At 45.8% G+C, this 12,939-nt stretch carries 12 protein-coding genes; 2 read left to right on the forward strand and 10 right to left on the reverse strand.

Features of this window, described 5'->3' with window-relative positions; all coding sequences use genetic code 11:
* Positions 1–23: 23 nt before the first annotated feature.
* From NQ095_RS16770 to cymR, 10 genes are all read right to left on the reverse strand, one after another.
* Positions 24–1,118: an AI-2E family transporter gene (locus tag NQ095_RS16770; protein WP_258264594.1), complete on the reverse strand. Its 1,095-nt coding sequence runs from the start codon at positions 1,116–1,118 to the stop codon at positions 24–26.
* Positions 1,119–1,257: 139 nt separating this feature from the next.
* Positions 1,258–1,389, reverse strand: a complete 132-nt coding sequence (locus NQ095_RS16775) for a YrzQ family protein (RefSeq protein ID WP_079531766.1) — start codon at positions 1,387–1,389, stop codon at positions 1,258–1,260.
* A gap of 15 nt (positions 1,390–1,404) precedes the next feature.
* Positions 1,405–1,590, reverse strand: coding sequence for a hypothetical protein (locus NQ095_RS16780; RefSeq protein ID WP_034757353.1), 186 nt, complete (start codon positions 1,588–1,590; stop codon positions 1,405–1,407).
* Positions 1,591–1,784: 194 nt separating this feature from the next.
* The gene (gene bioB, locus NQ095_RS16785; protein WP_258264595.1) at positions 1,785–2,792 is read right to left on the reverse strand and encodes a biotin synthase BioB; all 1,008 of its coding nucleotides are present in this window, start codon (positions 2,790–2,792) and stop codon (positions 1,785–1,787) included.
* Between the two features lie 15 nt (positions 2,793–2,807).
* A complete protein-coding gene (locus NQ095_RS16790; protein WP_258264596.1) occupies positions 2,808–3,404 on the reverse strand; it encodes a biotin transporter BioY in 597 nt (198 codons plus the stop codon).
* A 134-nt stretch (positions 3,405–3,538) separates the two neighbouring features.
* Positions 3,539–5,938, reverse strand: a complete 2,400-nt coding sequence (gene recD2 / locus NQ095_RS16795; RefSeq protein WP_258264597.1) for an SF1B family DNA helicase RecD2 — start codon at positions 5,936–5,938, stop codon at positions 3,539–3,541.
* A 17-nt stretch (positions 5,939–5,955) separates the two neighbouring features.
* The gene (locus tag NQ095_RS16800) at positions 5,956–6,627 is read right to left on the reverse strand and encodes a tetratricopeptide repeat protein (RefSeq protein WP_258264599.1); all 672 of its coding nucleotides are present in this window, start codon (positions 6,625–6,627) and stop codon (positions 5,956–5,958) included.
* Positions 6,628–6,790: 163 nt separating this feature from the next.
* The gene (gene mnmA / locus NQ095_RS16805; protein WP_258264600.1) at positions 6,791–7,906 is read right to left on the reverse strand and encodes a tRNA 2-thiouridine(34) synthase MnmA; all 1,116 of its coding nucleotides are present in this window, start codon (positions 7,904–7,906) and stop codon (positions 6,791–6,793) included.
* A gap of 49 nt (positions 7,907–7,955) precedes the next feature.
* Positions 7,956–9,098: a cysteine desulfurase family protein gene (locus NQ095_RS16810; RefSeq protein WP_258264601.1), complete on the reverse strand. Its 1,143-nt coding sequence runs from the start codon at positions 9,096–9,098 to the stop codon at positions 7,956–7,958.
* A 13-nt stretch (positions 9,099–9,111) separates the two neighbouring features.
* Entirely contained in the window at positions 9,112–9,531 is a 420-nt protein-coding gene (gene cymR, locus NQ095_RS16815; protein WP_044339554.1) for a cysteine metabolism transcriptional regulator CymR, read from the reverse strand.
* A 203-nt stretch (positions 9,532–9,734) separates the two neighbouring features.
* Between cymR and NQ095_RS16820 the strand changes: the two genes are divergently transcribed.
* Together NQ095_RS16820 and NQ095_RS16825 are read left to right on the forward strand one after the other, a co-directional pair.
* On the forward strand, positions 9,735–11,012 hold the full coding sequence (locus tag NQ095_RS16820; protein WP_258264602.1) for a replication-associated recombination protein A: 1,278 nt from the start codon (positions 9,735–9,737) through the stop codon (positions 11,010–11,012).
* Positions 11,013–11,655: 643 nt separating this feature from the next.
* Entirely contained in the window at positions 11,656–12,375 is a 720-nt protein-coding gene (locus NQ095_RS16825; RefSeq protein WP_258264603.1) for a protein-glutamine gamma-glutamyltransferase, read from the forward strand.
* The last annotated feature ends 564 nt before the right edge of the window (positions 12,376–12,939 follow it).

Genomic DNA, 12,939 nt, shown 5'->3' on the forward strand with positions numbered 1-12,939 from the left:
ATATTCATGGTATTTGTCAATGATCATTCCCATTTTTCAGTATTGTCATTCTTCAGCGCATGAAGAAAATGGGTCCTGCCGTGTAATATTGCCACCCTTATGACCGCCAGAAACGGAACCGCCACGATCATTCCGATCACTCCTCCCACCTCACCTCCGAGGATCAAAGCCCCCATGATGAAGAGAGGATGCATATGAAGGCTTTTCCCGACGATGAGGGGTGATAGGATATTCCCTTCCAGGAACTGCAGGACCACGACAAGGATGACCACATAAATCACCATATTCGTGGAAATCGTACTTGCCACGATGACTGCCGGTACAGCCCCGATGATCGGGCCGAAATAAGGGATCACATTTGTGACACCGATGATCAAGCCGAGAATGAGTGGATATTTCATACCCATCATCCAAAGGGTGATGGCTGAAATACCCCCGATGATCAAACAAACCAAGAGCTGCCCCCTGATGTATCCTCCAAGGGATTCATCCACGTCACGTGAAAATGATATCGCACTCTGCCTCCATTTTTTCGGGGTGAGCTGCCACATGAACGCCTTGACTTTTGTCATATCCTTCAATAAATAAAAGGATACGAAGGGAATGATGGCCACGATGAGCAGACTGTTCATGAACTTCATGAGGGTTGCGAGGACCAAAGCCACAAGCCCCGTCACCCATGCCTCAAGCCCGTCGATTCGCTTCTCGAGCTGCGACTGGATCCCGTCTGGCCAAGTTGCAGTTTCACTCTGAACAATCTTAAGCCACCCCTGATACTGCTTTGTGAAAACGGGGGCATTCTCTGACAAATCCCTAAGCTGATGAATGACGGCAGGGGTCCCTTTGTAAATGGCATAGGCCAATCCCCCAAAGAAGAGGAGATAGATGAAGAGGATGGCAATTCCCCTATGAATGCCTGCCTCATGCAGTTTTTCCACTACAGGGTGAAGCAGGTAGGCGATGAATCCGCCTATGACGAAAGGAAGCAGGGAAAAGAATAATACCTCTAGTACGGGATCCCAAACGGGCTTCAATAAATACAGAACATATAGGAATAATGCAAGAATAAGGGCCATTGAAAGCCTGTATATCCACTTGGCATAGGTTCTCTTCTCCATCACGGGCACCTCCTTCTTTTCTTCTCTAGTGTTTGAAAATAGGAGGTGGTTTTATTCATGGGACTCCTTCAAACTTCATTCTTTCATACAAAGAACAAAAAAAGAGACTGACCCACAATGAGCCAGTCCCTTTCAGCTGTTAAAAAAGTTTCTTTACTTGTTTACGGATTCGTTTCATTTGTCTCTGACTCATCATATTGGATCTTTGAGAATAGATGGAAGCAGCGACCCCTGCTCCAAAACCAACGATGGATGCAAATGTTTTATTCAAGAAAGACACCTCTTCCTAGCTTAGTCGGCGTTCTTCCTCATCAAACAAGTCATCTAAGGAGCTTAGTGACCCATCCTCTTCCACTTGGTGAGTATGAATGACTCCCTTAGATAAGGAAAGTTCAATATAGCAGCCCCAACAGTAGTATTGGTTGATGCCGATCTTTCCGATATCTTTGCTCTGACAATTTGGACACTTCATCGGTACGTTCACCTCAGGGCTTCACCAGATAATGGTGATTATTCCCTACCATCATGTCCAATCAGTGCATGTTTTATACTTGTTTAATGAGTTTCAACGCACGAACATTGATGAAACATCAACGTTCTTATATAGTGTGGGATATTTTCCTGAATTCATAAGGAGTAACCTTTTCCATAGCACCCATTGAAATTTTATAGAGTGGTGAAAGACTGCCCGACTTCTTCCTTCACATAATCAATTTCAAACCCGAGATCTTCAAGCATTCTATGGTCCGTTGTCCCGTCCTGTCCTGCGGTCGTCAAGTAATCCCCGACAAAAATCGAGTTTGCAGGATAAAGGCCCAATGGCTGCAGGCTTCTCAGATTCACTTCACGTCCACCGGATATCCTGATCTCTTTCGTCGGATTGATGAAGCGCATCAAGCAAAGGACCTTTAAGCAATATCTCGGGTTCAGTTCATCCGTTCCTTCAAGAGGCGTCCCATCAATGGCATGAAGGAAATTGACCGGTATCGAGTCCGCGTCGAGAATCTTCAGGCTGTTTGCCATATCCACAACATCCTGAAGCGTTTCTTTCATTCCGACGATGATACCCGAGCACGGGGAAATACCTTCTGCCTTTGCCTGTTCCACGGTATTCACCCTATCTTCATATGTATGGGAAGTGGTGATGTTTTCATGGTGGTTAACGGATGTATTGATGTTATGGTTGTAACGGTCAACCCCTGCTTCCTTTAACCGTTTCGCCTGGTCGCCCTTTAATAATCCCAGGCACGCGCATATCTTCAAATGATACTGTTCCTTGATTTCTTTAACCGCCGATACCACATGATCCACTTCCCGATTGCTCGGGCCCCGGCCACTTGCCACGATGCAGTAAGTGCCGACATTCAGTTGATGAGCATTTTCTGCTCCCTTCAGGATTGTTTCTTTATCCACCATACGGTACTTCTCAATCGGTGCATCAGAGACGCTCGACTGGGAACAGTACCCGCAATTCTCAGGACACAGTCCAGATTTAGTATTGATGATCATATTTAATTTGACCTTATTCCCATAATAATGTTTCCGGATCAAGTACGCGCTGTGCAATAATTCCAGAAGTTCATCATCAGGACTTTGCAGGATGGATAACGCTTCTTCATTCGTTAGTTCTCTTCCCTCGATGACCTGTTCGGCTAGTTCTTTCCACGTTTTCATCTGTCATCCTCCCCGTTAAGCTGCCCGCTTCAGATTTCTGAATGTACTTTTTGATAGCACCGACTTCTCTAAACGATGTGCCATGACACCTGCACAGACGGCTAAGATGATGTCTTTCGGCAGCGGTACCACCATCCATGCCCATGCGAGCTTATAAGTGAATCCTTCCGGGGCATGTGCCCAGAACTTGTAGGCAGCGTACATCCAGTTTGTTCCCACTACATAATTGACCACCATCCCCACCAGTGCAGCGAAGATATATACTTTGATTCCACTATGTTTTTCCACGATTTTCCCTGTGATGTACGCAGTGAAAATAAACGAAACGACAAATCCGAAAGTCGGGCTCACAATCGAAGATAGCCCTGCTCCAAATCGTGCAAATACAGGGACACCCACGAGTCCGACCAATGCGTACACTGTCATGGAAATCGCCCCGATCCTGCTTCCCAGGATCGCACCTGCTAAAATGGCGAAGAAGGTTTGTAACGTAATCGGCACACCGCCCACTACCATAAAAGGTACGAATGTCGTGATGTTGGCACCGATTGCCATAAGTGCAACAAACATCCCTGCCAGTGTAAGATCGATCGTCCTTAATTTTCTGTTCATCTGTCTTCCCCCATCTGTCTTATTATCTACAAGATAAGAATATCGTTTTCATTAAATATATGTCAACTCAAATTTATATTAGGTTGACAATAAACCTAAAAAAAGTTGATGAATGAGATCGTCATTCATCAACTTTAGGCCTTCATGAAATCGTAAGGACTGATCCCTTCCATTCCAATCATCGGGTCTTCATTCAGCAAGAATTCTTCAATGGGTAAGTCCCCCTCTGGTGAATTCTCTTCCACACGACTACCATCATGAGCCGGTAAGCCCCTCAGCTTCTCTCTCAGTGTCGTTTTCCTGAGGAAATCATCTTCCCTCTCCACTCCAAGTTTGAAAGCATCGAGCTCCCCGCAGAGAATGAGGAACTGCTTGCTCCTTGTAATGGCTGTGTATAGGAGATTTCTTCGCAACATCCGGTAATAACTCTTCACGACAGGCAGTATGACAATGGGGAACTCGCTTCCCTGGGATTTATGGATCGAGCAGCAATACGCATGGGTGATTTGCATGAGGTCCTGCCGTGTATATGTGACCTCATTGCCTTCATATGAAACGATGATCATGTCTTGTTTTTCGGTGTTTTCCTTTGCATAAAAGATTGAAACGATTTCACCGATATCCCCGTTGAAAACATTGTTTTCAGGTTGATTGACAAGCTGAAGAACCTTATCCCCGATACGGTATTTCACATCCCCGAAGGCGATTTCTTTCCGGGTCCCATCATTACTGTTGAATATCTCTTGAAGAAGTTCATTCAAGCGGTCGATTCCTGCAGGCCCCCTGTACATAGGAGCAAGGACCTGTATATCTTTTGGTGAGTAGCCCTTCTTCTTGGCATTTTCCACCACTTTCTGAACGACCTCGGAAATCTGATTCGTCCTGCAGGGAAAGAACGAACGATCTTTTTGCTGTTTTGTCAAATCTGCGGGAACCTGTCCCCTTTTCATATAGTGAGCGAGTTCGATGATCGAGGAGCCTTCTTCCTGCCTGTAAATATCCGTCAACCTGACAGTCGGCACGGCTTCCGAATTCAATAAATCCTTCAACACCTGACCCGGCCCGACAGACGGTAATTGATCTTCATCCCCGACAAATATCACTTGAATATCCTCAGGCAGAGCCTTAAGCAATTGATGGGCAAGCCAAGTGTCGACCATGGACACTTCGTCCACAATCAACAGCTTGCCCTCGATGGCCCGTTCTTCATCGCTCTGAAATCCTTCCTGACCATTCCATCCGAGGAGTCGGTGGATCGTCATGGCCGGCAGTCCCGTCGATTCAGTCATCCGCTTAGCAGCACGTCCTGTAGGGGCCGTCAGCAATACAGGGAACGGTTCATCTTTGTAATCCTTGGGATCCAGCGAACACCCGTGAAGATCAGCGAACAGTTCGACGATCCCCTGAATGACAGTGGTCTTCCCGGTACCCGGCCCACCCGTCAACAGGAGCATGGGAGACATCAATGCCGTCTCGATGGCTTCCTTTTGAGAAGGCGCATACTGCACCCCAAGCCTGTCCTCCAGGGCCCCGAGAGACAGAAGGAATTCAGACTGGGGGAATTGATCTTCATACTGTGTTTGGGACAGTATCTTTTCAATATTGGTCACAATCCCCTTTTCAGAAAAATAGAGGGAAGGAACATATACCTTCGTCCCTTCACCGATGACCTTACTTTCTTCTTCCAACGAAACCAATTGAGCGGAAATGTCGGTGAATTCGATTCTCTCAGGCTGACTTTTCTCAAGGAGCTCTTTCACAGTTACAATGAGTTCTTCCGCTTCAAGATACACATGACCCTGCTTGACGCACGTTTGTTCCAGGGTATATAAACAGCCGGCTTTGATCCGGTCCGGATGACTGCCTGTCAAACCAATCTTGGACCCCAATTCATCCGCCCGGGTAAAACCGATTCCTTCAATATCTTCCACAAGCTTATAAGGATTCTTTTGAATGATTTCAAGTGCCTGTTCTTTATAAGCCTGATAGACCTTCATGGAAATCTGGGGACCGAATCCCAGCTCATTGAGCATGATCATGACCCGCTCGAGGCCCTGATGCTCCGATAGCGTATCATAGATACTCTTCGCCTTTTCTTTTGGAAGCTTCGGAATTTCATCTAAGAGGTTTGGATTTTCGAGGATTTTGCTTATCGCATTTTCCCCGATATGCTCCACTATCTTCTCAGCTGTTTTTTTCCCGATCCCTTTGAATAGATCACTTGATAAATAATGGACGACGCCCTGTGTGGTTTGGGGAATTTCTTTCTTGAAATGCTTGGCATGAAACTGCATGCCGAATCTCGGATGCTCTTGAAACCTTCCGTAAAATACATACGTCTCATCTTCATGTATCTTGGGGAAATTCCCGGTTACGACCGCTTCTTTATCCTCGTACGAATCATTCGTTTCGTCCACCCGGATTCTCACAACCGAATAGAGATTTTCCTCATTATGAAAAATGGTGACAAGATGCCTTCCTTTTATATAGATTTCTTCCTCACCAAACAGCTTTAAAGAGTCTTGCTGGCTCAAGGCAGTGAACCCCCTAACTACTCACTTTGTTCATTTTGAAGCTTTTCGATCATCTTGATGCCATAACCCGCCAGCATATGATCAGGTTGAACTTCAATCGCTTTGTTGAAATACTTTAGTGCCGTATCCGCATCATCCTTGTGTCCTGCATACGCAACCCCCAGGTTGTAATAGGCATCGGCATGCTCGGGATCTGCTTCCACGACTTGGGATAATTGAGTGATCGCTTCTTCATATGCTTCCACTTTAGCAAGACACAACCCTAATTGGAAACGGGCTTCGATGTCTTCTTCATTCAATTCGACACTTCGCTGAAAGTACGGTAAGGCAAATCTTGGCTGATCCAACTGGAATAGACTCATTCCAAGCATGAAGAATACGTCTGCATTTTCCATTCCTTTGGAGATGGCCTTCTCAAATTGATCTTTTGCTTCGTCAAACTTATTCTCATTGAAGAACAGATTCCCGAGAGAGTAATAAGCTGCTCCTGCGTTTTCATCGACGGAGATCGCCCGTTCAAAAAACTTCTTCGCTTTATCATTGTCACCAACCGACATCAATACGTTTCCAAAATTGATATACCCAACCGGTTCCTTTGGATTTTCTTCGATGGCTTCTGTAAAGAGTTTCACCGCCTCTTCTACTTTTCCTTCTTGCAATAACTCTATTCCTTTTAAATTCTTATCCAATGTAAACACCTCTATATGGTCTATTATTTATGTATGGACTTCCATTTATCGTTACTAGTATAACATAAGGGACATCAGGAAATGGAATCCTTCCTTATGAAAAAAAGGACTGAGAGAAAAGAGATTCCATCTCTCCTTTTCTCAGTCCTTTTTAAAGATTGTCTCATCCGACGTAAGTCAGTTTTTTCTCATCCTTGTAGATGGTATCGATTGTTCCTCCACCAAGACACTCATCTCCGTTGTAGAATACAACAGCCTGTCCCGGCGTCACCGCTCGAATGGGTTCATCAAAGAGGACTTTCACCCTGCCGTCTTCCAAAGGAATGACCGTCACCTTATTATCATCCTGACGGTAACGGAATTTTGCCGTACATGCGAATTCAGACGATTTCTCTTCATTCGATGTCCAATGAACATCCGTCGCTAGGATGGAATCGGAATAAAGGGCAGGGTGCTCAAAGCTTTGACCCACGTAAAGGACGTTTCTTTCCAAGTCCTTCCCGATCGCGAACCAAGGCTCACCTGCACCACCGATGCCAAGGCCATGACGCTGACCGATGGTATAGTACATCAATCCATCATGTTTCCCCATCACTTTGCCATCCAGGGTCTCCATCTTTCCAGGCTGTGCCGGAAGATAGTTGCTCAGGAAATCTTTGAAATTGCGTTCACCGATGAAGCAAATGCCCGTACTGTCTTTCTTGGTTGCAGTAGCAAGACCGGCTTCCTTTGCAATCTCACGCACCTTTTTCTTGTCGATGCCTCCAAGGGGGAACATCACTTTTTCAAGTTGTTCCTGACCCAGCTGATTGAGGAAATACGTTTGATCTTTATTGTTATCGACGCCCCGGAGCATCTTATATTCTCCGTCACGATATTCGACCTGGGCATAATGACCGGTTGCGAGATAATCCGCACCTAATTTCAGTGCATGATCAAGGAACGCCTTGAACTTGATTTCTTTATTGCACATCACATCCGGATTCGGTGTCCTGCCGGCTTTATATTCATCCAGGAAGTACGTAAACACTTTATCCCAGTATTGTTTCTCAAAATTCACAGCGTAGTAAGGAATCCCAATTTGGTTACATACCCGAATGACATCGTTGTAGTCTTCGGTTGCCGTACATACTCCGTTTTCATCGGTATCGTCCCAGTTCTTCATGAAAATCCCGATGACTTCATAGCCTTGTTGTTTCAATAATAATGCAGCTACAGAAGAGTCCACTCCCCCGGACATCCCAACGACCACTCTCGTATCCTTTGGTTCTTTTTTCACTAACGCCACCTCCTTGTTTCCCTTCGATCGCCTGAATTAGACGACCATCTTATGTTGTTAATCTCCTCACGATGTTTGCAACTTCATGGGCAGTCCTCTTAATCTCTTCCTCCGTATTTCCAAGACCGAAGCTGAAACGGATGGAGTTCCTCGACTTCTCAGACTGTTTCCCATACATTGCCACAAGAACATGTGATGGTTCTATAGATCCAGCCGTACAAGCGGAACCGCTTGAAACGGCGATACCTGACATATCCAGATTCACCAGCATGGATTCAACATCCGTGCCGGGAAAGCTTAAGTTTAGCACATGGGGTAATCCATGCTCAAGGGATCCGTTCTCTTCGAATTCTATCCCATCATCGGCTAATGTTTCTCTCAGTAAATCCTTGAGACCTGAGAGCATGGCATGTTTCTCTTCCAGAGAATGCCGTGCGAGTTCCACTGCCTTGGAAAGACCCACGATCGCAGGGACATTCTCTGTGCCAGCACGACGCTTCCGCTCCTGCTCCCCGCCGTATGACCCCGGTTGCAAGTCCACACCTTTATGGGAATAAAGAAAACCGATTCCCTTGGGACCGTTGATCTTGTGCCCTGACACGGAAAGCAAATCGACCCCCAAGTCCCCGACATCGATGGCGGTCAATCCGAAAGCCTGTACAGCATCCGTATGAAAAATGGCCTGATGATCCTGTAATAATTCACCGATTTCTTTAATCGGCTGCAGGGTCCCCACTTCATTATTCCCGAACATGATTGTCACAAGGATGGTTTCATCACGCAGTTCCTTTTCGAGGTCAAGAAGCGATATTCTTCCTGAACGGTCCACAGGCAGGTACGTGACCTCGAAGCCTTTTGATTCGAGAAATTCACATGCATGCAACACTGCATGATGCTCGGTCTGTGTCGTAATGATGTGGTTCCCCTTTTCCTTATTCGCTTCGGCCGTTCCGATGATCGCTAAATTATCCGCCTCTGTTCCACCACTGGTGAAAATGATTTCATTGTAATCGGCATGGATGCTTTCTGCAATGATGGTCCGTGCATGATCCACAAGATGACGTGATGCACGTCCAAATGAATGAATGCTCGATGGATTACCAAATGTCTCCTTCATCACTGCTGTCATTTCATCAATCACTTCAGGATGCATGGGCGACGTTGCAGCATGATCCAAGTACACTCTTTCCATTAATTGTTACCTCCTAGATATAGAACATGTACGCATCTGATTCGCCGTCATCAGAATGACTGGCCAAATCTTCTATTGTAGTATTGTCGAGTACTTCTTTGACTGCATCACGGATCCTGATCCACAGTTCACGCTTTGCAGGTTCCTCGTCCTCGATTCCTTCCACAGGACTGATCGGACCTTCAAGGATCCGGATAATATCCCCCGCTGTAATCTCAGATGGTTCATGGCCCAATACATAACCACCGTACGCCCCCCTGATACTTCTGACAAGACCGCCGTTCCGCAGTGGGGCGACAAGCTGTTCAAGATAATGTTCAGACAGCTCATGCTGCTGTGCGATGGTTTTCAGTGAAGTCGGCCCTTCACCATGGCGTTTTGCAAGTTCTATCATAATAGTTAAACCGTAGCGGCCTTTAGTTGATATCTTCATGTCCAGCACCTCTATTATATTTAATAACGTCACATTTTGAGCTGGGACGTTTTTCTCTTATTGACTTTTGTTATTATAGCATATTCGCACTCTCACTGTGAAAGGGGCGGTTTCATTCTCTCCATGCATCCACAATATTTCCTTAATGCTACCTCCTGTGATAAAGTGAATGGTACTAGAACGTCAGTTTGGAGAGATGTTTCATGTCGATAAAACCACTTGCCTTTAAGATGAGACCAAGGACCATCGAGGAAGTCATCGGGCAGCAGCATTTAGTCGGGGAAGGAAGAATCATCGACAGGATGGTGAAGGCGAAGCAGCTATCATCCATGATCCTGTACGGTCCTCCCGGCATTGGAAAAACGTCCATCGCAAGTGCCATAGCCGGAAGTACAAAGTACCGTTTCAGAACCCTGAACGCCGTGACGAATAATAAAAAAGATATTCAAATCGTAGCGGAAGAAGCGAAAATGTCAGGTAGTGTGATCCTCCTGTTGGATGAGGTCCACCGACTGGATAAAGGAAAGCAGGATTTCCTCCTTCCCTATTTAGAGAACGGGATGATCACATTGATCGGGGCGACAACGAGCAATCCCTATCATGCCATCAATCCCGCCATTCGAAGCAGATGTCAGATTTTCGAATTAAAGCCTCTTTCAAAAGATGAAATGAAAATCGCCCTGACCCGTGCCATTGAAGATGAAGAACGCGGATTGGGTAGATATTCACTCGACGTAACAGACGAAGCGATTGAACATTTTGCAAGCTCCAGTTTCGGGGATGTAAGAAGTTCCCTGAATGCATTGGAATTGGCTGTATTGTCCACTTCTCCTGGTGAGGATGGGATCATTCATATTGATGTCTCCATAGCGGAAGAGTGCCTTCAAAAGAAAAGTTTTTCTCACGATAAAGATGGCGATGCTCATTATGATGTCGTCAGCGCATTTCAGAAATCGATTCGCGGAAGCGATGTGAATGCAGCCCTCCACTATCTTGGAAGACTCGTTGAAGCAGGAGATCTGCCGAGCATTGCACGGAGGCTGCTCGTGATCGCCTATGAAGATATCGGCCTTGCCAATCCCCAGGCGGGACCACGGACACTCGCGGCTGTGGAAACAGCTGAGAAGATCGGGTTCCCAGAAGCCAGGATCCCATTAGCTAACGCAATCATCGAGCTTTGTCTATCGCCTAAATCGAACTCGGCGATCACCGCCATCGACCTTGCCCTTGCAGACATCCGGAAAGGGAAGAGCGGCGAAGTGCCGGATCACCTGAAAGATGCACACTATCAAGGGGCGAAAGAATTGGGCAGAGGTTTGGAATATAAATATCCACACAGCTACGAATCAGGATGGGTGGCGCAAACCTACCTGCCGGATAAACTGAAAAAGGCTCAATACTACACCCCGAAAGCCACAGGCAAATTTGAACAGGCCATTGCTCAGGTGTACGAGAAGATTAATAAGCAGATGAAACCCTAAAGCGGAGGCGGCTCGTTCAGCCCCGACAAGCATAAGATGAATTGGCCGGGAAGGCGTTCTTTGCCTTCTTGGCCAATTTAGCTTATGACCTCGAGGGGCTAGCCGCCGGAGCTGGATGAACCTAAAGCGGAGGCGGCTCGTTCAGCCCCGACAAGCATAAGATGAATTGGCCTAAGAAGGCGTTCTTTGCCTTTTTGGCAGGTTTGACTTATGACCTCGAGCCTCTAGCCGCCGGAGCTGGATGAACCTAAAGCGGAGGCGGCCTGGGTAGCCCCTACAAGCATATGACGAGTCACCGAAAAGGCGTATTTTACCTTTTTGGTGGCTTTTTTGTTATCGAGAGCAGCCCTATGTCTTTGAACCTGGATTTCCGTAAACAAATCATGCGGAATATAGGATTATCGTGCGTGATATGGATTTTTCATGCGAGATTACGAGTTATCATGCGAGATTTTAAATAATCATGCCACTCTGTCGAAATTCCTTTATCCTGGCCGCATCGATTAGCTTAATGGCATTTCCGATAGTCCACTCGAAGATGAACATTTCTCAACTTACCATCGAACCACACTTTTTATTTTGTTTGAATACCATATCGATTCTTTCAATCATACATTAGTAAAAAGGCCTGGAGGTGTATGGATTGATCATCATCGAAAATGAGTCCGCCCCTAAGGATTTACCGAATCTGACCGCTGTTGAAGAAAACATATTTACTACATTAAAAGAAAGTCCTACCGACTATCGATATCGGAATCTTCCAGAGCTCAAATATGAGTTGAAAGTAAGGGAAAGAATCATTAGCAATGCGAAAAAAATGAATGAAAGTGACGCCACTTTTTCAGCCTTCGAACATTCAAAGTTCAACCCGGCATTTTGGATCAAGACCCCTTACGGATACCGGCTGAAGGAATCCAAGCTACCATCTGACGCCATTGATGATATCTTCACCAACAGTTCTGCATACAGCTTCGAATGCGTCACAAGCATTGTCCTGCTTTACTATAAAGCAATCCTTGATACGATTAAAACTTCCTATTTCAATGAACTATATTCACATCTCCTTGTGTGGGGTCACAACTATGATGATGATCTTCCGATGGTCACATACAAAGGGTTGGATTATATCCCAGGGGATGTCTATTACTTCTTTAATCCCGATTTCGAAGATCCGATCTGGATGGGTGAAAACTCGGTCTTTATAAAAGAAGACCAGTACTTCGGCCACGGGGTGGGGCTCATGACACATGACGAAATGATTGAAGCACTGAATACGCTTCGCAAGAAGGATGCAACGAAGTCCGCCTACCTCCTTGAACAAGTTACACGCCTAAAATTTTCTGATTTGTATCGATACACATAAAACATACTTAGATATAACTAAATCCATTTCTTCTAAAGGCGAACAATCATAAATTCAGTTAGGGTTGCTTGCTACACCGCTATTGATTTCCGTGCAAGACTTCGCTTTCCTCGGGCGGAAGGCAAGCCTCCTCGTCGCTTGCGCTCCTGCGGGGTCTTACCTATTCCGCTTTTCCCGCAGGAGTCTTCGTCTTGCCCTCCAATCAATAGCTAGATCCTGATACACTGGTTATGCTTTCGCAATAATAATAAAAGGCCAGGGCACCATGGTTATTGTTATTCATACACATACTACAGTTTTCGAATGTTCTATCATTCGGGATGTGTCGGCGCAGAATGAGTCATTCACTTCAGGATAGAAAGAGAATTTGAATAAGTAACTGTCATCGATCACTACATCTCATAGAAATAGAGTTAGTGAGTTAGTGTATTAAATGAGTGAAGCAATCTCGACATTACAATGTTTCAGTAAAACACTTACGCTTGGGAAGTTGATTGGAGCGGAAGGTGCTCGACTCCTGCGGGAAACGCGGGAAAGTTGAGACCCCGCAGGGCAAAGCCCGAG

The organism is Rossellomorea sp. SC111, from assembly GCF_024733565.1.
Lineage (GTDB): Bacteria > Bacillota > Bacilli > Bacillales > Bacillaceae_B > Rossellomorea.

What these genes read in the sequence shown, in the direction of transcription:
- NQ095_RS16770 (WP_258264594.1), bottom strand. Translation starts at nt 1,118, where the DNA reads ATGGAGAAGAGAACCTATGCCAAGTGGATATACAGGCTTTCAATGGCC.
- NQ095_RS16780 (WP_034757353.1), bottom strand. Translation starts at nt 1,590, where the DNA reads ATGAAGTGTCCAAATTGTCAGAGCAAAGATATCGGAAAGATCGGCATC.
- bioB (WP_258264595.1), bottom strand. Translation starts at nt 2,792, where the DNA reads ATGAAAACGTGGAAAGAACTAGCCGAACAGGTCATCGAGGGAAGAGAA.
- NQ095_RS16790 (WP_258264596.1), bottom strand. Translation starts at nt 3,404, where the DNA reads ATGAACAGAAAATTAAGGACGATCGATCTTACACTGGCAGGGATGTTT.
- NQ095_RS16810 (WP_258264601.1), bottom strand. Translation starts at nt 9,098, where the DNA reads ATGGAAAGAGTGTACTTGGATCATGCTGCAACGTCGCCCATGCATCCT.
- cymR (WP_044339554.1), bottom strand. Translation starts at nt 9,531, where the DNA reads ATGAAGATATCAACTAAAGGCCGCTACGGTTTAACTATTATGATAGAA.
- NQ095_RS16820 (WP_258264602.1), top strand. Translation starts at nt 9,735, where the DNA reads ATGTCGATAAAACCACTTGCCTTTAAGATGAGACCAAGGACCATCGAG.